20 protein-coding genes are annotated in these 17,826 nt (G+C 69.5%); 11 read left to right on the forward strand and 9 right to left on the reverse strand.

The window, feature by feature from the left end; genetic code table 11:
• The first annotated feature begins 136 nt into the window (after positions 1–136).
• Complete coding sequence (locus ACGFIF_RS22880) at positions 137–526, forward strand: VOC family protein (RefSeq protein ID WP_393157072.1); 390 nt, start codon at positions 137–139, stop codon at positions 524–526.
• Positions 527–552: 26 nt separating this feature from the next.
• Here the strand turns inward: ACGFIF_RS22880 and ACGFIF_RS22885 are convergent, their stop codons facing one another.
• On the reverse strand, positions 553–1,761 hold the full coding sequence (locus tag ACGFIF_RS22885) for an MFS transporter (protein ID WP_393157073.1): 1,209 nt from the start codon (positions 1,759–1,761) through the stop codon (positions 553–555).
• Positions 1,758–2,414 (reverse strand): HAD-IA family hydrolase, encoded by a 657-nt coding sequence (locus ACGFIF_RS22890; protein ID WP_393157075.1) that lies wholly within the window; start codon positions 2,412–2,414, stop codon positions 1,758–1,760. The genes ACGFIF_RS22885 and ACGFIF_RS22890 overlap by 4 nt, the downstream gene beginning before the upstream one ends.
• A gap of 47 nt (positions 2,415–2,461) precedes the next feature.
• Between ACGFIF_RS22890 and ACGFIF_RS22895 the strand changes: the two genes are divergently transcribed.
• Entirely contained in the window at positions 2,462–3,622 is a 1,161-nt protein-coding gene (locus tag ACGFIF_RS22895; RefSeq protein WP_393157076.1) for an ROK family transcriptional regulator, read from the forward strand.
• Here the strand turns inward: ACGFIF_RS22895 and ACGFIF_RS22900 are convergent.
• The 3 genes from ACGFIF_RS22900 to ACGFIF_RS22910 are packed head-to-tail and all read right to left on the reverse strand — an operon-like array spanning position 3,582 to position 5,963.
• Positions 3,582–4,199 (reverse strand): DinB family protein, encoded by a 618-nt coding sequence (locus ACGFIF_RS22900; RefSeq protein ID WP_393157078.1) that lies wholly within the window; start codon positions 4,197–4,199, stop codon positions 3,582–3,584. The genes ACGFIF_RS22895 and ACGFIF_RS22900 overlap by 41 nt on opposite strands.
• Complete coding sequence (thiD, locus tag ACGFIF_RS22905) at positions 4,196–4,999, reverse strand: bifunctional hydroxymethylpyrimidine kinase/phosphomethylpyrimidine kinase (protein WP_393157080.1); 804 nt, start codon at positions 4,997–4,999, stop codon at positions 4,196–4,198. Before thiD ends, ACGFIF_RS22900 begins: the two co-directional genes overlap by 4 nt.
• A 1-nt stretch (position 5,000) precedes the next feature.
• A complete protein-coding gene (locus ACGFIF_RS22910; protein ID WP_393157081.1) occupies positions 5,001–5,963 on the reverse strand; it encodes a thiamine-phosphate kinase in 963 nt (320 codons plus the stop codon).
• 141 nt (positions 5,964–6,104) lie between these two features.
• Between ACGFIF_RS22910 and ACGFIF_RS22915 the strand changes: the two genes are divergently transcribed.
• The 4 genes from ACGFIF_RS22915 (at position 6,105) to ACGFIF_RS22930 (ending at position 8,580) form a co-directional block, all read left to right on the forward strand.
• Entirely contained in the window at positions 6,105–6,338 is a 234-nt protein-coding gene (locus ACGFIF_RS22915) for an Lrp/AsnC family transcriptional regulator (protein ID WP_040455366.1), read from the forward strand.
• 28 nt (positions 6,339–6,366) lie between these two features.
• Entirely contained in the window at positions 6,367–6,822 is a 456-nt protein-coding gene (locus tag ACGFIF_RS22920; protein WP_393157083.1) for a DUF3515 domain-containing protein, read from the forward strand.
• 121 nt (positions 6,823–6,943) lie between these two features.
• Positions 6,944–7,360, forward strand: coding sequence for a YciI family protein (locus tag ACGFIF_RS22925; protein ID WP_393157085.1), 417 nt, complete (start codon positions 6,944–6,946; stop codon positions 7,358–7,360).
• 5 nt (positions 7,361–7,365) lie between these two features.
• A complete protein-coding gene (locus ACGFIF_RS22930) occupies positions 7,366–8,580 on the forward strand; it encodes an RNA polymerase sigma factor (RefSeq protein WP_393157087.1) in 1,215 nt (404 codons plus the stop codon).
• A gap of 240 nt (positions 8,581–8,820) precedes the next feature.
• On the opposite strand, the gene ACGFIF_RS22935 is transcribed toward ACGFIF_RS22930, so the two are convergent.
• Complete coding sequence (locus ACGFIF_RS22935) at positions 8,821–9,954, reverse strand: D-alanine--D-alanine ligase family protein (protein WP_393157088.1); 1,134 nt, start codon at positions 9,952–9,954, stop codon at positions 8,821–8,823.
• A gap of 194 nt (positions 9,955–10,148) precedes the next feature.
• Between ACGFIF_RS22935 and ACGFIF_RS22940 the strand changes: the two genes are divergently transcribed.
• Positions 10,149–10,772 (forward strand): TetR/AcrR family transcriptional regulator, encoded by a 624-nt coding sequence (locus tag ACGFIF_RS22940; RefSeq protein ID WP_393157090.1) that lies wholly within the window; start codon positions 10,149–10,151, stop codon positions 10,770–10,772.
• A gap of 73 nt (positions 10,773–10,845) precedes the next feature.
• The gene (locus ACGFIF_RS22945) at positions 10,846–11,958 is read left to right on the forward strand and encodes a trans-sulfuration enzyme family protein (RefSeq protein ID WP_393157092.1); all 1,113 of its coding nucleotides are present in this window, start codon (positions 10,846–10,848) and stop codon (positions 11,956–11,958) included.
• Here the strand turns inward: ACGFIF_RS22945 and ACGFIF_RS22950 are convergent.
• Positions 11,942–13,108, reverse strand: a complete 1,167-nt coding sequence (locus tag ACGFIF_RS22950; RefSeq protein WP_393157094.1) for an MFS transporter — start codon at positions 13,106–13,108, stop codon at positions 11,942–11,944. The genes ACGFIF_RS22945 and ACGFIF_RS22950 overlap by 17 nt on opposite strands.
• A complete protein-coding gene (locus tag ACGFIF_RS22955) occupies positions 13,105–13,869 on the reverse strand; it encodes a DeoR/GlpR family DNA-binding transcription regulator (RefSeq protein ID WP_393157095.1) in 765 nt (254 codons plus the stop codon). Before ACGFIF_RS22955 ends, ACGFIF_RS22950 begins: the two co-directional genes overlap by 4 nt.
• A 52-nt stretch (positions 13,870–13,921) precedes the next feature.
• Here ACGFIF_RS22955 and ACGFIF_RS22960 point away from each other — a divergent pair, with 52 nt between their 5' ends.
• Together ACGFIF_RS22960 and ACGFIF_RS22965 are read left to right on the forward strand one after the other, a co-directional pair.
• Positions 13,922–15,076 carry an MFS transporter gene (locus ACGFIF_RS22960; protein WP_393157097.1) on the forward strand — a complete coding sequence of 385 codons (1,155 nt, stop codon included), beginning with the start codon at positions 13,922–13,924 and terminating at the stop codon, positions 15,074–15,076.
• A gap of 103 nt (positions 15,077–15,179) precedes the next feature.
• Positions 15,180–16,559, forward strand: coding sequence for an MFS transporter (locus ACGFIF_RS22965; protein ID WP_393157099.1), 1,380 nt, complete (start codon positions 15,180–15,182; stop codon positions 16,557–16,559).
• A 43-nt stretch (positions 16,560–16,602) separates the two neighbouring features.
• Here the strand turns inward: ACGFIF_RS22965 and ACGFIF_RS22970 are convergent, their stop codons facing one another.
• Positions 16,603–17,055 carry a winged helix-turn-helix transcriptional regulator gene (locus tag ACGFIF_RS22970; protein ID WP_393157101.1) on the reverse strand — a complete coding sequence of 151 codons (453 nt, stop codon included), beginning with the start codon at positions 17,053–17,055 and terminating at the stop codon, positions 16,603–16,605.
• Positions 17,056–17,145: 90 nt separating this feature from the next.
• Between ACGFIF_RS22970 and ACGFIF_RS22975 the strand changes: the two genes are divergently transcribed.
• Positions 17,146–17,739 carry a dihydrofolate reductase family protein gene (locus ACGFIF_RS22975; protein WP_393157102.1) on the forward strand — a complete coding sequence of 198 codons (594 nt, stop codon included), beginning with the start codon at positions 17,146–17,148 and terminating at the stop codon, positions 17,737–17,739.
• Positions 17,740–17,826 lie beyond the last annotated feature (87 nt).

A 17,826-nucleotide genomic window follows, 5' to 3' on the forward strand; every position in this document is an offset into this window, starting at 1 on the left:
CAGCGAAGCACTCCATGCGAGCAATCTACTCGCCTCCACAGCACGGATGTGCCCCAACCCGCGTTGCGCGACGACCTGGCGCTGCGATTAGCGTGTGGCCTGTGGCGGACTCGCTACTTGACTGGGAGGTCCTGACGTGACCAGTAAGTTCACCGAGCTTGCGATCGACTGTGCCGATCCCAGCGGTCTCGCCCGGTTCTGGTGCTCGGTCCTCGACTACGAGGTGCAAGGCGAGGAGGACGGAGTTGTCACCATCGGCTCCCCGCTGGTGCCTGACGCCAAGAAGCAGGTTGGGCCGGTGCCACCGACGTTGACCTTCGCGCAGGTGCCCGAGGGCAAGATCGTCAAGAACAGGCTCCACATCGAGCTCAACCCCACCGACAGGGAGCAAGACGAAGAGGTCCGTCGCCTGCTCGACCTAGGTGCTCGACACGCCGACGTCGGTCAAACAGGCGATGAGAGCTGGGTCGTACTCATCGACCCGGAGGGGAACGAGTTCTGCGTCCTCGCGGCCCGCCGCCCCTGATCGGAGGCAGCACACCGCCGCCAGATCTACATGGTGGGGCGGGTGAGGGCCTCGGCAGGTCTGCTGTCGCGAACGTTGGGCGCGCTTTGGCGGGTGAGGGTGAGGGCGATGAGGGCGGCGATGAGCGGGAGCGTGATGAGGTAGGCAGTGCGGAGGTCCGCGACTCGGGCCAGGGCCGCCAGGGCGGCGGGGGTCAGCAGGATCGCTGTGCCGGAGGCCAATGCGCCGAGTGCGGACAGGCGGGTCGGGTTCAGGCCCGGCGTGGCGACCAGAGCGGCCAAGGTGACGGGGTAGAGGGGCGCGACGCCGGTGCCGGCGACGACGAGGCCGATGGTGACGGCAGCGGGTGTGTCGAAGAGGCTGACCAGAAGGGTGCCGATGACGGCCAGCAGGCCGGCTGGGATGACTGGCGACCAGCCGCGCCAATGGATGGGGCCGATCGCACGGCCGACCGCCATGCCGATCGGGAACGCGCTGCCCAGAAGTGCGGCCGTTGCCACCGGCAACCCCGTGGCCAGCAGCCGCGCGACCGCCCACACCACGAAGCAGAACTCCACCCCGACGGCCAGCACCACCCGCAGCCAGCCCAGGCCGACTGCCACGGCGACAGACCTGGTCGACGCGCCCACAGGGTCGGGCCCGCGCCGAGCGTACGGCGATGAGGTCGGGAGCTCCGGCTCACCCGCCGGGTCAACGCGCGGACGAGGCCTCCTGCCCTTCACAACGGCAAGAGCGACAAGCGGCGGTACGGCGGCCAGCAGCGCGAGCCGGCCAGTCGGGCCGAGCGAGTCGACTGCACCGATAGCGATCGGCGCCATGATCCCAGTGGCACTGGCAACGGCGTTGACGCGACTCAACCGGGCAGCAGCCGTTGGACCGTGCAGGATGAGCGGAGCGACGAGCACGAGCAGCGCCCCACCCAGTCCGATACACAGTCCGCCGGCGACTGCCACGCCGTACGCAGGTGCGAGCGCGAGCAGCACCGCGCCGACCGCACACACGAGAGAGCCGAGGCGGAGCACCGTCGGGAGCGGCCACGTCCGCAGCAGCATCGGGCCGACCACCGCGATGACGACCAACCCGACTGCGAACCCGGACGACAGCAGCGCGAGTCGGCTGGTGGACTCGTCCAGGTCCCGCGCGAGCACCGCGACACAGGCCCCGAGCCCCGCGAGGAGGTAGCCCATTGACGAGAGGCCGACACCGATCCGGATCTCGTCCGTCCGGCCGGTCATCCGGCCGTCAGGTCGGTAGGCCCACTGTCCTCCGTCCGGGCGGCTGCCAGCAGGTCAGCGAGCTGATGGAGATCGGTCAGTTGGATGTCAGCAGACAGGTCTTTCAGACCGGCAGTAACGGCTCCGGCGGCGCGGCCGGCCGCCAGGCCCACTTCGGCATCTTCCACGACCAGGCAATGAGCAGGTGGTACGCCGAGAAGGTCAGCGGCATGGCGATACCCCTCGGGGTCCGGTTTGCCGCGAGAGATGTCCTCGACGGTCACCAGGACCCGTGGCTCGATGCCGGCCGCAGCCAGCCGGACCTTGGCCAGCCGGTTGTCCGCACTCGTCACGACCGCCCACGGCAGCCCGAGGGCACCGAGCACGCTGAGCACCTCATGAGCACCAGGCGTGGCCACCACATCGGACAGGTCGTCGTACTGGAGCTCCAGCTGCCGGGCCGCGGCTGCCGCCCGCTCCTCCGCCGGCAGGTCCGGGCGCATGCGGTCGACGGTGGACTCGGCCGGGCTGCCGTGGGCGATGGCGAGGACGTCGGCCACCGGTACGCCGTACTCCCCTGCCCAGACCGTCCACGCGCGCTCGACCGCGGCGTCGGAGTCCACCAGCGTGCCGTCCATGTCGAACAGCACGGCGCGGATGTCCCGGATCCCCATCACCCCTCCATTAAACTCGTTCTCCGAGCATAAGGTAGAACCATCTCATGACAACAGCAGTTCGCCGCGGACAGTGGCAGACGGCTGCCGACGTACTCGCGCAGGTGCGCCGCCGGCCCGGGATCACGCGCGCTGCGGTGGCCCGGGAGCTGCGGCTGAGCACCAGCTCGGCGACTGAGGTCACCGCGCGGCTGCGCGACCTACAGCTGCTCACTGAGGTGCCTGCACCCAGTCAGGGACGTGGGCGGCCCACAACCGTTCTACGGCCACATCCACAGGGTCCTGTGGTGCTCGCGCTGGACCTGCGGCAGAGCAGTTGGCGGAGTGCTGTGGTCGCGCTGGACGGGTCGTTCCTGGCGCAGCAGTCCAGACGCCACCGGAGTCGCCGGCCGCAGGTGGTGCTCAGCAACCTGCAGGGGGCCGTGAAGCAGGTGCGGGAACAGTACGGCGAACGCCTGCGAGTAGTGAGCCTGGCAGTGCCGGGCACCATTCGCGACAACCGTCTGATGCAGGCACCGACGCTGGAATGGGCTGAGCTGGACCTGGAGGCCATCACCGCGGGCACAGGCATCACCCTGCTTGCCGGCAACGATGCAACGCTGAGTGGTGTGGCTGAGGCCCGCACTGGTGCAGCCGCTGGTGCTGGTACCGCGCTGCACCTCATCGTCGAGGTGGGTATCGGCGGCACGCTGCTGATCGACGGCGTACCGGCGCAGGGGGCGTCCGGGGCCGCTGGGGAGTACGGGCACATACCGTTCGGGGAGCGTGGACGGGAGTGTCCGTGCGGGGCCAGTGGGTGCTGGGACCTCGACATCGACGGACGCGCGCTGGCACGGCATCTCAAGGAGCCGACGCCGGACGACCCGTACGGCTACACAGAGGACGTGCTGAAGCGCACTGACCGCGCGGCGGGCCGTGCGGTGGCCAGAGTGGTCACCGCGCTCGCCAGCGGCATCGCCGGACTCGTCAACGCACACGACCCAGATGTCGTGACGCTGGGTGGGCTGGCCATCCCACTCCGCGCCGCTGCCGAGTCCACCTTCGAGCAGGCCTACCTAGCCGGCCTGATGACCTTCCACCGGACCTCTCCCCCGCCGGTACTCCCCGCCACGCACCAGCCCGACGGTCCGTTGCGTGGCGCCGCCGCACTGGCGCTCGACTACCTCACTACTGAGCCGTCGATTGCTCAGTGGGCTGATCGACGCTGACCTCCGCAGCCGGCGGCTTGGGGACGATCGGCGGCTCCACCCGCGCCAGGATCGTGGTGATGTCGTGGCGGTGGTGCTGGATCTCGTGGGCGGTGTGGCGAATCACCCAGCCCAGTGTGCGCGGCGCACGCACCGGGTAGTTGTAGAGACCCAGCCGGCCCAACTGCGGCGGCGTCAGCACTCGAGCGGCCGCACCGAACTCGCGCGCGAACCGCATCAGCGCGGCCGCGACCTCCATCGGGTCCTGGTCCTCGTACTTGGCCTGCTTCACCCGCCCCGTCCGGTCCATCGGCGCGTACACCGGCCGGTCCTCCGCCAGGCACTGAGCGATCCGCTGCCGCTGGACCTCCAGTACGTCGCGCACGTGGCAGGCGTACTCGATCGCCGACCACACCTCAGGCTCCGGCCGGAGCCGTACGACGTCCGGATCGGGCCCGGCCGCGGCTCTCGTGAGCGACATACTGCAGTCCGCCGACTGCCGGATCAGCGTGGTCACCGTGCCCTGCAGGTCACCTGTGTCGTAGTTGAACCCACACTGCTCGCAGTACCCGTCAACCGGCGGCTGCTGCTTGCTCAACTGCTACTCCCTCGAAATCGCCAAGCGTGATCGACCGGACCGATTCCACCACCGAGCGCGAACCCGGCCCCGATCGCCCCGGTCACGTACTCCTTGGCCGCTCCCACCGCACCAGGTACGTCGTACCCGCGCGCCAGGTACGACGCGATCGCGCTGGCCAGCGTGCATCCGGTGCCGTGCGTGTGCCTGTTGTCCGCCCGTACCGCGCTGTAGGCCCGTCGTACCCCGTGACCGTGCAGGATGTCGACCGACGCCGTACCCGGGTCGTGGCCGCCCTTCACGAGGACCCAGGAGGCTCCGGCGTCCAGTAGCAGCTTCGCCGCGAGCTCTCGGTCCTCCACCGTCTCCAGGTCCATGCCGGCCACCGGGCCGAGCTCGGTGAGGTTCGGCGTCAGGACAGTTGCCAGCGGCACGATCTCCGTCCGTACGGCGTCCATCGCATCGGCTGCAAGCAGCGCGTCGCCGTGCTTCGAGACCGACACCGGGTCGACCACGACCGGCACAGATGGCGGGAGCGTCCGCAGCAGGGAGGCGACCACCCGGACCATGGACGAGGACGCCAGCATCCCGGTCTTCACCGCGTCGACACCGATGTCGTCCACCACACTGTGGAACTGTGCCCGGACCTGCTCCTCCGGCAGCTCCCACGCTCCCTGGACGCCGAGACTGTTCTGCGCGGTGATCGCGGTCAGCACGCTCATCCCGTGCACGCCGTTGGCCAGCATCGACTTCAGATCCGCCTGGATCCCGGCCCCGCCGCCGGAGTCGGATCCGGCGATCGTCAGCACTCTGGGCAACATCTCAACTCCTGAAATGGGCGTGGCCGGAGTCGGCAGCGTACGCCGCTCCGTCCACCGTCACGGTTCCGGCCGGCCGTTCCTCGTTGCCCTCAGCAACCGAGCCGATGACGGTCCAGCCCTCGGGGACGTCGGCCGGCTCGAAGGTCCCGACCAGCGCATGATCCTCGCCGCCGGTCAGGACGAACTTGAGCCCGTCCACACCGGTCGCGGCGGCCACGGCCTGCAACGGCTCGGGCACGGTCAACGCCTGCGTGTGCACGTCGATGGCAACCTGACTCGCGACGGCGATGTGCCCCAGGTCGGACAGCAGCCCGTCGCTCACGTCACACAGCGACGACGCGCCGGCCAGCGCGGCCCGAGGCCCCTCGGCGTACGGCGGCTGCGGGCGGCGGTGCGCCTCGACCACGGCTCGCGGCGAGCGGAATCCGCGCGCCAGCACGGCCCACCCCGCTTCGGCCCAGCCGAGCCGCCCGATGTAGGCGACCTCGTCGCCGGGGCGCGCACCGGACCGCAGCACCGGCGGACGACCGTCCAGCGTGCCGAATGCGGTCACCGACACGATGATCTTGTCCGACTGCACCGTGTCGCCGCCGACGATGCTGACCTCGACCAGCTCGGCCTCGTCCACCAGACCCTGGTTCAGCTCCAGCGCCCACGCGGTCGGCAGGTCGGCCGGCGCGCCGAACCCGACCACGAGCGACGTCGGCCGGGCACCCATGGCCATGATGTCGGCCAGGTTCTGGGCGGCGGCCTTGCGGCCGACGTCGTAGGCCGACGACCAGTCCTGCCGGAAGTGGCGGCCCTCCACCAGCAGGTCGGTCGTGATCACCATCCGGCCGTCCGGCACCGCCACCACGGCCGCGTCGTCACCGGGTCCGACCAGGACGTCCTCACCTGTGGACAGCCCTTTGGTGACGGCCGCGATCAGGCCGAACTCACCCGTGCTCCCCAACGTCTCTGTCACGTCAGCAGACCTCCCATATCGCCAACCGGAGTCTAGGCGGTACCGTGACCGGGCAACGAAGAGTACGCCCGGTCGCCTCGCAGTACCCCTGCGTCGGCATCGCCGGAGCCCGCTGAGGACGACTGAGTGGAGAACGACGTGGTGGTCCAGGCCTACATCCTGATCCAGACCGAGGTCGGCAAAGCAGCCGATGTCGCGGCACAGATCGCCGAGGTCCAGGGCGTCACCCTGGCCGAGGACGTCACCGGTCCGTACGACGTGATCGTCCGCGCGGAAGCCCGCAACGTCGACGAGCTGGGCAAACTGGTGGTTGCCAAGGTCCAGAACGTGCCCGGTATCACCCGCACGCTGACCTGCCCCGTCGTCCACATCTGACCGCCCCGGGGCCCCGTCCTCCTTTCGCATGCCCAAAGTTCTCTTCGCTGCACTCGGCCTGATCCTGCTGGCCGGGTGCAGCCCGGGCCCTGCGCCCGTCGCCGTACCGTCGCCCGCGCCCGAGGTCGCGGCGGCCTGTGAGCCGCTGGTGAAGGCGCTGCCCGAGAAGGTGCTGGACGCCGACCGGCGCGAGACCGATCCGGTCAGTCCGCTCACCGCCGCGTACGGCGATCCGCCGATCGAGGTCACCTGTGGGGTCGCGCCGCCGGCCGGGATGGCCGAGGCGCAGTCACAGTGCTTCGAGGTGAACGGCGTGGGCTGGTTCGCCAAGGAGGTCGAGAACGGGTTCATCTTCACCACCATCGGCCGCCAGGTCTATTTCGAGGTCGCAGTTCCGGCCAAGTACGCGCCCGAGGCGAACGCGCTGACCGATGTGTCGGATGCTGTCCACAGGTTCAACAAACTCATCACTCCTTGTACCTGACAACGGCATACTCCAGTCGAAACCGAAGTTTGTTCGTCGGCGGTGTCCGGTTCGGTCCGGCGGGGGCGACGTAGCAGGCGAGAGGCACCGACGCTGGTGCCCGGGACGACGGGAGATTCCGATGAAGTACATGATCCTCACCTACGCGTCGCAGCAGGACTACGACGGGATGGCGGGCAAGGACACCGGCAAGCCGGCCTGGACCGCCGAGGACTTCGCCGCGATGGGCGCGTTCATGGAGAAGTTCAACAACGACCTGATCGAATCCGGTGAGCTGGTCGAGACCCGTGGGCTCGCGGCACCGGTGCTGACCAGGCGACTGGGTTCGAAGGACGGCGCCGCGGTGGTGACGGACGGGCCGTACGCCGAGACCCAGGAGGTGCTGGCCGGGTACTGGATCGTCGAGTGCGAGTCGTTCGACCGGGCCACCGAGATCGCGGCCCGGCTCGGTGACACGCCGGCACCCGAGTCCGTCCGCGCGACCGCGTACGCCGACATCCGGCCGATCATCGAGGGCCGCGGCGAGATCGCGGACTGATCGTCATGTCCACCGCTCTCCACGATCTGCTGCGCGAGCTGACCCCGCAGGTGCTCGGGGCACTCGTGCGGCGGTTCGGGCACTTCGACACCGCGGAGGACGCGGTGCAGGAGGCCTTGCTCGCCGCGTCGCTGCAGTGGCCGGTGGAGGGTGTTCCGGACAATCCGCGAGGGTGGTTGATCACGGTCGCTTCGCGCCGGCTGACGGATCTGCTTCGTCGTGAACAGGCCCGTCAGCGGCGCGAGGACCGGGTGGCACAGTGGGCGACGTTGCCCGATCCGGAGCCGGGTGAGCGGGGCGCGGACACCGACGACACGCTGATCCTGCTGTTCCTGTGTTGCCATCCGTCGCTGTCGCCCGCGTCGCAGATCGCGTTGACGCTGCGGGCGGTCGGCGGTCTGACGACGGCGGAGATCGCGCGGGCGTTCCTGGTGCCGGAGGCGACGATGACCCGGCGGATCAGCCGCGCCAAGGCGAGTGTGAAGGACAGCGGGGCTCGGTTCGTGCTGCCGGCGGATCGGGACGAGCGGCTGGGCGCGGTGCTGAAGGTCGTGTACCTGATCTTCAACGAGGGCTACGCGAGTACGACGGGGCCGAGCCTGCAGCGGGTGGAGTTGGCGGCGGAAGGGATTCGGCTGGCGCGGATGCTGCATCGGCTGCTGCCTGACGACAGTGAGGTGGCCGGGTTGCTGGCGTTGATGCTGCTGACCGATGCGCGGCGGCCGGCTCGGACCGGGCCGCTGGGTGAGCTGGTTCCGATGGCGGAGCAGGATCGGTCGTTGTGGATCCGGGAGCTGATCGACGAGGGCGTTGGGCTGATCACGGCGGCGCTGCCGCGGGGGCCGGTGGGGCCTTATCAGTTGCAGGCGGCGATCGCGGCTGTGCACGACGAGGCTCCGTCAGCGGAGGAGACCGATTGGGCGCAGATCGTCGCGTTGTACGAGGTGCTGCTGCAGTTGGTCGACAACCCGATGGTCGCGCTGAACCAGGTGGTCGCGGTGGCGATGGCGCGCGGGGCGGACGATGGGCTGAAGTTGCTGGCCACGATCGAGGGCGACGAGCGGATCGCGTCGGACCATCGGTTGTCGGCGGTGCGGGCGCATCTGCTGGAGATGTCCGGGGATGCGGTGGGCGCGCGAGCGGCGTACGAGGAGGCGGCCGGCCGCACAACCAGCCTGCCGCAGCAGCGCTACCTGTATGAACGGGCGAGGCGCCTGTGAGTTGGGTACTCGGACACCGACGCGGTCAGCGCACGGTCCGTGCCGAGCTGCGTTGGCGCTCCGCGGGGCTGCGTTGGCGCTCCGCGGGGCCGGGTTGGCGCTCCGCGGGGGTGGGTTGGCGCTCCGCGGGCCGAGGCCTGAGACCGTGAGCATCGTCAGGTGACCACCGTCTGTCCCGCTGGAGGCAGCGATCACCAGCAGCCCTGCCCCCCATTGCGTTAGGGGCAGGGCCGGGTGGGGTTAGCGGAGGCCGGTGGGGCGGGTGGTGGCCAGGGTGAGGAGGCGGTCGACCAGGGCGGGGTAGTCGACGCCGGTGGCGGCCCAGAGGCGGGGGAACATGCTGGTCGGCGTGAAGCCGGGCATGGTGTTGATCTCGTTGATGATGACCCGGCCGTCGGCGTCGAGGAAGAAGTCGACGCGGGCCAGGCCTTCGCCCTCGATCGCGTCGAAGGCGGTCAGCGCCTTGGCGCGGATGTCGGCCGCGATCTCCTCGGGGAGGTCGGCGGGGACCGAGAGGGCGGTGTACTCCTCACCTTCGGGCAGGTACTTGGTCTCGAAGTCGTAGAAGTCGTGCCCACCGCCGGACACCGCGATCTCACCGCAGACGCTGACCTCGGCCGGAGCCCCGTTCAGGCCGCCGAGGACGCCGACCTCGATCTCGCGCGGGCTCTTCGCGGACGCCTCGACGATCACCTTCGGGTCGTGGGCGCGCGCCTCGGCGATCGCGTCGTCGAGTTCGGCCAGGTTGTTGACCTTGCTGATGCCGAGGCTCGACCCGCCCCGGCACGGCTTCACGAAGACCGGGTAGCCGAGCGCGTCGACCGCCTCGCGGCAGGCGGCGGGGTCGCGGGTCCAGTCGCGGTCGCGGATGACGACGTACGGGGTGACCTCGAGGCCGGCCGCGGCGAAGACGACCTTCATGTAGTGCTTGTCCATGCCGACCGCGCTGGCCAGCACGCCGGAACCGACGTAGCGGATGTCGGACATCTCGAGCAGGCCCTGGATGGTGCCGTCCTCACCCCACGGGCCGTGCAGCAGCGGGAAGACCACATCCACCTCGCCGAGCGTGCTCGGTACCTGGCCCGGTTCGCTCACCACGAGTTCGCGGTTCGCGCCGAACAGCACCGGCAGCGCGGTCACGTCGACCTCCGGGAGCTTCCCGTCGGTGATCGACAGCCGCTCCGGGTCGCCGCTCTCCAGCACCCAGTGGCCGCTGGTGCTGATGCCGATCGGGACCACGTCGTACTTGTCCCGGTCGATCGCCTGCAGCACGTTGGCCGCGGTCACACACGAGATGGCGTGTTCGCTCGACCGGCCGCCGAACACGACGGCGACACGGGGCTTGCGTTGTTCTTCCCTCGAGTACTCACTCACCGGCTCGACTGTAGCGGCCCCGGGATCAGGTTCCGATCGGGGTTCGGTTAAGAGCTCTTCAGATCGCAGTCAGTAGCCGTCACCACACTGTGATCACACCGTCACTCCCAGGTGACCGGCAGCGCCATCACCGTCCGGCGGAAGAATCGACCACGGCGAGTCCCCGAACCGGTACTCTGCCCGCGGAGGTGGAGATGGGACTGCGCGAACTGAAGCGGGAGCGGACCCGCCGGCTGATCGCGGACAAGGCGTTCGAGCTGTTCACCGACCACGGCTTCGGCCGGACCACGGTGGAGCAGATCGCCGCGGCCGCGGAGGTCGGCCCGAGCACGCTGTACCGCTACTTCCCGACCAAGGAGACGCTCGTCCTGGAGTTCGTCGAGGACTGCCTGCTGGGTGCGGTCGCGTGGTTCCGCGAGCAGCCCGAGGTGGAGCTGCCGGACGGTCTGCAGTCGGTGATCGAGCGGGTGCTGGACCAACTGGAGAGCAACCCGGACCGGGTTCGCGCGGTGTTCGACCTGGCCGCGCAGACGGCGTCGGTGAGCGCCCACCTCAACGAGATGATCTGGCGGTTCCGCAACGAACTGACCGACGAGCTGGTACGACGGCCGGCCGGCAACGACCCGCAGGACGTCGAGTTCACCGCTGCCCTGGCCGCCGGGATCGCGATGAACATCATCGAGACTGTGGTCCGGATCTGGGTCGAGAACCCGGACGACACCGAGGTGAAGGAACTCGCCCGCCGCGCCATGACGCTGCTCCGCGGCGGCGGCATCCCACTCCCCACCGTCGACGCCGCGGCTGACGCCGGGCGCTAGCCACGCCGCGCCCGCTCCCCCGTCCCCCGCCCCGCCCGCCCTGCCACGATCCGCAGCCGGGAGAATTCACCTCATGACGTCCCCTCTCGATCCATCCACCGTCGTCGTCCACGCAGGCCGGCCCGAGCGCGTACCGAACGCGCCGGTCGGCGAGTCACCCGTCTTCAGCTCGACCTACGTCGCGGGTGGCGATCGTGGGTACGGGCGCTTCGGGAACGATGCGTGGACTGCGCTGGAGGACACGCTCGGGGAGCTCGAGGGTGGGCGTGGCCTGACGTTCGCGTCCGGGATGGCGGCGGCGGCCGCGATCGCCGATCTCGTCCCCGTCGGGGGCCGGGTCGTCGCGCCTCAGCACGCGTATTCCGGCGTACTCGCGCTCCTCGACCAGCAGGCGACGACCGGCCGGTTGACGGTCGAGCGGGTGAACATCGCCGACACCGCGGAGGTCAGCAAAGCGGTCGTGGGCGCGGACCTGCTGTGGATCGAGTCGCCGACCAACCCCGCGATGGAGGTCGCCGACCTCCCCGCGATCTCCGCGGCCGGACGGCAGGCGGGTGCGACCGTTGTCGTCGACAACACGTTCGCGACACCGCTGCTGCAGCAGCCGATCAGGCTCGGTGCCGACATCGTGATGCACTCGGCAACGAAGTTCATCGCGGGTCACTCCGATGTCGTTCTCGGCGCGATCGTCACCGCCGACGACGACCTGTGGACCGCGCTCGACCTCCGCCGCCGCAGCCTCGGCGCGATCCCCGGCCCGATGGAGGCCTGGCTGGCGCTGAGAGGTCTGCGCACCCTCGCACTCCGCCTCGAGCGAGCGCAGTCCAACGCGGCGTTCCTCGCCGAGCGGCTGCTCCAGCACCCGCGGGTCAGCCGCGTGCGCTACCCGGGACTGCCGGACGATCCAGGTCATGCCCGGGCCAAGGCGCAGATGTCAGGTTTCGGCGCGATCCTGTCGTTCGAGCTCGGTGGTGACGCCGAGGGGGCTCAGCGAGTCTGCGAGAGTACGGCGCTCTGGGTGCACGCGACCAGCCTCGGTGGGGTCGAGTCGATGCTGGAACGCCGTCGCCGCTGGCCGATCGAGGTGCCGACCATCCCCGAGGATCTGATCCGGCTGGCCGTCGGGATCGAGCATCCCGACGACCTGTGGGCCGATCTCGAGCAGGCGCTCAAGACCGGGATTTGAGCACCGGCCCGCCGAAGAACGTCAGCACACACAGCACGACCGGCAGGATGAACGCGATGTTCAGCGGCATCCAATGCGCGAGTCCGCCGATCAACGCCGGGCCGGCCAGCAGACCGACGTACCCGAGTCCGACCACACGCGCCATCAGCGCGCCGGCAGCGCGCGGGTCGAGGTTGCCGGCCGCGGTGAAGAGCTGCGGTACGCCGCCGGCCAGGCCGAGACCGAACAACGCCCAGCCGAACAGGGCGACCGGCACCCACGGTACGACGATCACGATCGTCAGACCGACCGCGGCCATCGCGGCGCCGTAGCGGACGATCGCGGCCGGGCCGACGACTGCCGCCACCCGGTCGGTGAGGAAGCGCCCGACGGTCATCGCCACGGCGAAGGCGCCGTACGCGTAGGCCGCCGTACTGACCGATGTGCCGAGGATGTCGCGGAAGTGCAGGGCCGCCCAGTCGTTGGCGACACCTTCGGCAAGCATCAGGCCGAAGGCGAGGCCGCCGAGCGCCCAGACCAGCTTGGCGGGCGGCTTGGCGCGATCCTCCTGCTCGTCGTGCTCCTCGGTCGTTGCCTCGATCAAGAATCGGCTCACCCCCAGCGACACGACGACGCACAGGACACCGGCCAGGCCGAGCGTCACCTCGGTCGGTACGTCGGCGCGCAGCGTGGCGGCCCCGATCAGCGCGGCGAACGCACCGCCGATCGACCACATCGCGTGGAACGCGGCCATGATCGGGCGGGGGTAGCCGCGTTCGACCACGACGGCCTGGGCGTTCATGCCGACGTCGATCGAGCCGTTGGCGAAGCCGAGCGCCATCAAGGCCAAGCCGAGCGTCCACCAGTTGTGCGCGAGACCGGGCCAGATCAGGGCGAGGCCGAGGAGAACGCCGGCGGCCGGGACCAGACGGCGTTGGCCGATTCGGTCGACGAGCGGGCCGGCGACCTGCATACCGAGGAAGGCGGCGCCACCCAGGGCGAGCAGCAGCAGGCCGAGGGTGCTGTGGGTGATCTTGGTGGCGTGCTCGATGTTGGGGATGTGGACGACCCACATGCCGACGGCGAATCCGTTGAGACCGAAGTAGGTCCAGGTGGCGACACGGGCGGCTCGGGGCGGTGCGGTCTGCAACGGCAGATCAGTGGCGGTCAAGAGGTCGCCACCTCGAGGAGTACTCCGCGCTGGGTGAGCATGGTCCGCTGGTCCTCCGGGGCGGTCGGGTCGGTGATGATGAGGTCGGGGCGGTCGGCCGGACACACGTAGGCGAGCGCGGCGCGGTCCCATTTGGCGCCGTCGGCAAGCACCATCGACCGGGCGGCGACGGCGAGCGCCTCCTGCTTGACCTCGGCATCACCCAGGTCGAACGCGGTCAGCCCGGCGTCGAGGCTGAAGGCACACGGGCTGATCACGGCCAGGTCGAAGCGCAGCGCCCGCAGCGAGGCGATGGTCAGCGGACCGACCAAGGCCAACTCGCCCTTGCGCGCCTCTCCCCCCGGCATCAGCAGCCGGATCCGCGGCGCCTCGGCCAACTCCTGCGCGATGTGCAGCGAGAGCGGCATGACGGTGACCGCGCGGTCGTGGAGGAGCTTGGCCACCTCGAGCGCCGTCGTACCGCTGTCGAGGACGATGGTCTCGCCGTCGTGGATGTGCTCGACGGCAGCCGCGGCGATGGCGCGCTTGGCGGCCAGTGCCGCCTGGGCCCGCAGCGAGTACGGCGGCTCGACACCGGACGGCATCGAGGACACGGCACCGCCATGGACGCGCTTGAGCACGCCCTGGGCAGCCAGGAAGTCGAGATCGCGACGGACCGTCATGTCCGATGCCTCGGTGGCCTCGACCAGTTCCTGGACCGAGACTCGGTCCAGCCTGCGCAGTCGTTCTACGATCACTTGGTGCCGTTCTGCGCTCCTCATGCGCAGAAATCTACCATCCGGATGTTCGATCAAACAAAGAGAGTGTTTGCCTGTGGCTAACGAGGTTCGCCGGGCCAGGTACGCCGTCGCCGCGGTCTTCTGTGTGCACGGCGCGGTGACCGGATCGTTCGCCACCCGGGTGCCCTGGATCCAGGAACACTCCGGGGTCTCGGCCGGCCAACTCGGGCTGGCACTCGCGTTCCCGGCGCTCGGTGCGGCGCTGATGATGCCGCTCGCGGCCCGCGTCACTCACACCCTCGGCACCCGCAACGCACTCCGCGGCCTGCTCGCGCTCTGGACGATGGCACTGATCCTGCCGTCACTCTCCCCCAACCTGCTCACGTTGTGCGCGGCCTTGTTCGTGTACGGCGGCACGGCGGGGATGGCCGACGTCGCGATGAACGCGCTCGGCGTCGAGGTCGAGCACCGGCTGGACAAGTCGATCATGTCCGGCCTGCACGGCATGTGGAGTGTCGGTGCGCTGATCGGGTCCGCAGTCGGGACCGTTGCCGCGCATGCCGAGTTGAGTGCCCAGATCCACCATGCGCTGGCGGCCGTCGTACTGACGGTGATCGGCCTGGTGGTGTGTCATTTCGTGCTGAACATCCACCCCGAGGACGACGAGGAGCCGCCGGCGCGGTTCGCGTTGCCGCCGCGGTCGGCGCTGCTGATCGGTGCGGTCGGATTCTGCGCGGTGTTCGCCGAGGGTGCCAGCCTGGACTGGTCGGCGGTGTATCTGCTCGACGTCCTCAACAGTTCGGCGGGTGTGGCAGCCGCGGCGACGACGGGCTTCACGCTGACGATGGCGATCGCGCGACTCACCGGCGATGCGGTGATCGACCGCTTCGGCGCCGTACGGACAGTTCGGTGGAGCGGCGTGATCGCGACACTGGGCGGGGTCCTGGTCGTCGTCGCCTGGCATCCGATCGTCGCGATGGCCGGGTTCGGGCTGCTCGGGGTCGGGATCGCGGTCGTCGTACCGCTCGCGTTCGCCGCGGCCGGGCGCACCGGGAACAACGCGAGCCACGCGATCGCCGGCGTGGCGACCATCACCTACGCGTCCGGCCTGGTGGCCCCTTCGATCATCGGCGGGATCGCACAGGCGAGCAGCCTGACGATCTCCTTCCTGGTGGTCACCGTGCTCGCCACCGGCCTAGCCGTCTTCGCCCCGGTACTGCGTACTCGCAGCCGCTCGCGCGTCAGCTGAGAACCCTCCACCCCAGGACGTCGACCCGGCACGAGGTTTGACGCAACCTATCGGTTGCCATAAAGTAGCAACCAATCAGTTGCTATTGAGTGGGAGAGACCTCATGTCACGGTTCAGTGCGCGTCAACGCGTGATCCTGCTGGTGCTGCTCGGTGCCGGGTTCATGCTGTCGGTCGACTTCTCGATCCTGAACGTCGCGCTGCCACAGGCGGGCGCAGGCGTCGGGCTGGGGCCGGACGGGCTGCCGTGGATCACATCGGCGTTCGCACTGCCCGCTGCTGGGTTCGCGCTGCTGTTCGGCCGGCTGGCGGACTACTTCGGCCGCCGGAGGCTGTTCCTGGCTGGGATGCTCCTGCTGGCCGGGGCGTCGTTACTCGGCGGGTTCGCGGTCAACGCCGAACTGCTGTTGACCGCTCGGGTGCTGCAGGGCCTGGCGACCGCGATGGCGTTGCCCACGTCGCTGGCGTTGCTGACCACGACCTTCGTCGATGGCTCGGTGCGTGCGCGTGTGCTGGGGCTGCGAGGTGCGTTGCTGTCTGCCGGCTTCGCTGTCGGCGCACTGGTCGGTGGTGCGCTGGTCAGCCTGCTCGGATGGCGGGCGGCGTTCTTCATCAACGTGCCGGTCGTCGTGACTGTTCTGGTGCTCACGCCGTTCGTGATCCGCGAAAGCACCGGGGCCGCGCGGACGAAGCTCGACGTACCCGGCGCAGTGACGGTGACCGGCGGCCTGTTGGCCGTGATCTACGCCGTGATCGAGCGGAGCATGTCTACTGCAGTCGTTGGCGTGCTGCTGCTGGTCGCGTTCTGGCTGATCGAGCGGCGTTCGTCCGCGCCGCTCGTCCCGGTGCACATCGTGCGGCAGCCCTCGGTGGCGTGGGGCAACTACGCGGGGCTCGTGGTGTGCAGCATGGAGCCGGCGATGATCTTTCTGACCACCCTGTACCTGCAGCAGACCCTTGGCCTGTCCCCGCTGGCGACCGGTCTCGTGTTCGGCATCCCAGGCCTGGCGTCGGTGGCCGCGGGAGTGGTTGCCGGGCGCATCACCGGGCGCTTCGGCTACCGCAAGGTTCTGACCGTGAGCATGGCCGTGCAGGGTCTTGCGACGCTCCCGCTGGTGTTCCTCGGCACCGACCGGCTCATCGCCCTCGTGATCCTGATCCCGGCTCTGTTCATCGGGTTCTACGGACACGTGGCTGCCATCGTGGCGTATACGGTGACCGGCACGTCCGGGGTGCCCGACGGCGATCAGGGCCTGGCGACCGGACTGACCTCGATGACTCAGGAGGTGGCGGGCACCGTCGGTACCCCGGTCCTCGCCGCGATCGTCGCCACGCAGGCGATGCACCTGACCGGCATGCACCTCGCGCTGTCGGTGGATGTCGCCCTGACGCTCGTCAGCGCGATCCTTGTCTGGTTCGGCCTGCGCCCGCGCGCCACAGCAGTCAGCGCCTGCCGGCCGACCGCCGAGCTGGCGACGATCTAGTCGAGCAAGCGGTCGAGCACCCCACCGGGTTCGCCCATCGCCCCTACCGCATGGCGCCAGGGCCTGGAAGGAGGCCTACGTCGTAGGCGTGCATGGGCTTTTCGCAATGGGAGCAGCGGAGGTCGACGTCGGAGATCTCGCCGCAGGCGTGGTGGCGGTAGAGCACCGGCGGTCCGGCCTCACCCGCCATCCACTTGTCACCCCAGCCCTTCATCACCATGAGCAGGTCGACGAGCTCGGCGCCCTTCTCCGTCAGGTGGTACTCATACCGCGGGCGATTGTCGTATGGACGGCGTTCGAGCACCCCGTGGTCGACGAGGTGATGGAGCCGCTCGGTCAGCACCTTGCGCGAGATCTTGAGATCGGCCTGCAGCTCGTCGAACCGGCGCATCCCGACCCACACGTCGCGCAGGATGAGGGGCGACCACGGCTCCCCGATCACGTCGAGAGTGCGCGCGATCGAGCAGACCAGCTCACCGAAGTTGGTGCGTTGCATGACATCAGCCTAGCAGTTGGGGTTCCCTTACGGAACTTCAACTGCTACGGTCATGGAGTCTCCTGAAGGAACCCAGAAAGGATCACTCCGATGAGCAAGGTCATCGCCGCACTGTCGGTCTCGGTCGACGGGTTCATCACCGGTCGCGACCCCGGCCCCGGCCGCGGGCTCGGCGACGGCGGGATGCTCTTCGACTGGTACTTCGACGGCGACGTACCGAGCCAGGTGTTCGACGGCTTCAAACTCAGCGAGCCCAGCGCCCGGCTGTTCGACGCCCTCGCCGGCCGGGTCGGCGCATCACTGGCCGGCCGCAACACCTACGACGACTCCGACGGCTTCGGCGACGGCGCCCCGCACCCGACCGCGCCGCTCTTCGTCGTCAGCCACCGCCCGGTGCCAGACCTCGGCAGTCGTCAGACCCTGATCAGCACCGGGATCTCGGACGCCGTCGCGGCAGCCAAGGAAGCGGCCGGCGACAAGTACGTCGGGCTGATGGGCGGCGGTGTGGTCACCGAGGCCCTGAAGGCGGGGCTCGTCGACGAGATCGTCCTCCATCAGGTCCCGATCCTGCTCGGCGCCGGCCGACGGTTCTTCCAGGAGTTGCCCGAGCACATCCGGCTGCGCATCGTCGACGTCGTCGCCGCCCCGGGTGTCACCCACCTCCACTACGAGGTGCAGCGATGATCCTCGTCACCGGCTGGATCCGTACCTCGACGTCACCCGCCTGACCGCCGACACCGGCTTCACCCCGCGCTTCGACGCCACCACCGC

It is taken from the genome of Kribbella sp. NPDC049174, assembly GCF_043197365.1.
Lineage (GTDB): Bacteria > Actinomycetota > Actinomycetes > Propionibacteriales > Kribbellaceae > Kribbella.

Excerpts from the sequence above, each read along its gene's own strand:
- ACGFIF_RS22885 (WP_393157073.1), bottom strand. The coding sequence starts at position 1,761 with ATGACCGGCCGGACGGACGAGATCCGGATCGGTGTCGGCCTCTCGTCA.
- thiD (WP_393157080.1), bottom strand. The coding sequence starts at position 4,999 with ATGTTGCCCAGAGTGCTGACGATCGCCGGATCCGACTCCGGCGGCGGG.
- ACGFIF_RS22895 (WP_393157076.1), top strand. The coding sequence starts at position 2,462 with ATGACAACAGCAGTTCGCCGCGGACAGTGGCAGACGGCTGCCGACGTA.
- ACGFIF_RS22940 (WP_393157090.1), top strand. The coding sequence starts at position 10,149 with ATGGGACTGCGCGAACTGAAGCGGGAGCGGACCCGCCGGCTGATCGCG.
- ACGFIF_RS22965 (WP_393157099.1), top strand. The coding sequence starts at position 15,180 with ATGTCACGGTTCAGTGCGCGTCAACGCGTGATCCTGCTGGTGCTGCTC.
- ACGFIF_RS22920 (WP_393157083.1), top strand. The coding sequence starts at position 6,367 with ATGCCCAAAGTTCTCTTCGCTGCACTCGGCCTGATCCTGCTGGCCGGG.
- ACGFIF_RS22975 (WP_393157102.1), top strand. The coding sequence starts at position 17,146 with ATGAGCAAGGTCATCGCCGCACTGTCGGTCTCGGTCGACGGGTTCATC.
- ACGFIF_RS22955 (WP_393157095.1), bottom strand. The coding sequence starts at position 13,869 with ATGAGGAGCGCAGAACGGCACCAAGTGATCGTAGAACGACTGCGCAGG.
- ACGFIF_RS22890 (WP_393157075.1), bottom strand. The coding sequence starts at position 2,414 with ATGGGGATCCGGGACATCCGCGCCGTGCTGTTCGACATGGACGGCACG.
- ACGFIF_RS22925 (WP_393157085.1), top strand. The coding sequence starts at position 6,944 with ATGAAGTACATGATCCTCACCTACGCGTCGCAGCAGGACTACGACGGG.
- ACGFIF_RS22970 (WP_393157101.1), bottom strand. The coding sequence starts at position 17,055 with ATGCAACGCACCAACTTCGGTGAGCTGGTCTGCTCGATCGCGCGCACT.
- ACGFIF_RS22930 (WP_393157087.1), top strand. The coding sequence starts at position 7,366 with ATGTCCACCGCTCTCCACGATCTGCTGCGCGAGCTGACCCCGCAGGTG.
- ACGFIF_RS22945 (WP_393157092.1), top strand. The coding sequence starts at position 10,846 with ATGACGTCCCCTCTCGATCCATCCACCGTCGTCGTCCACGCAGGCCGG.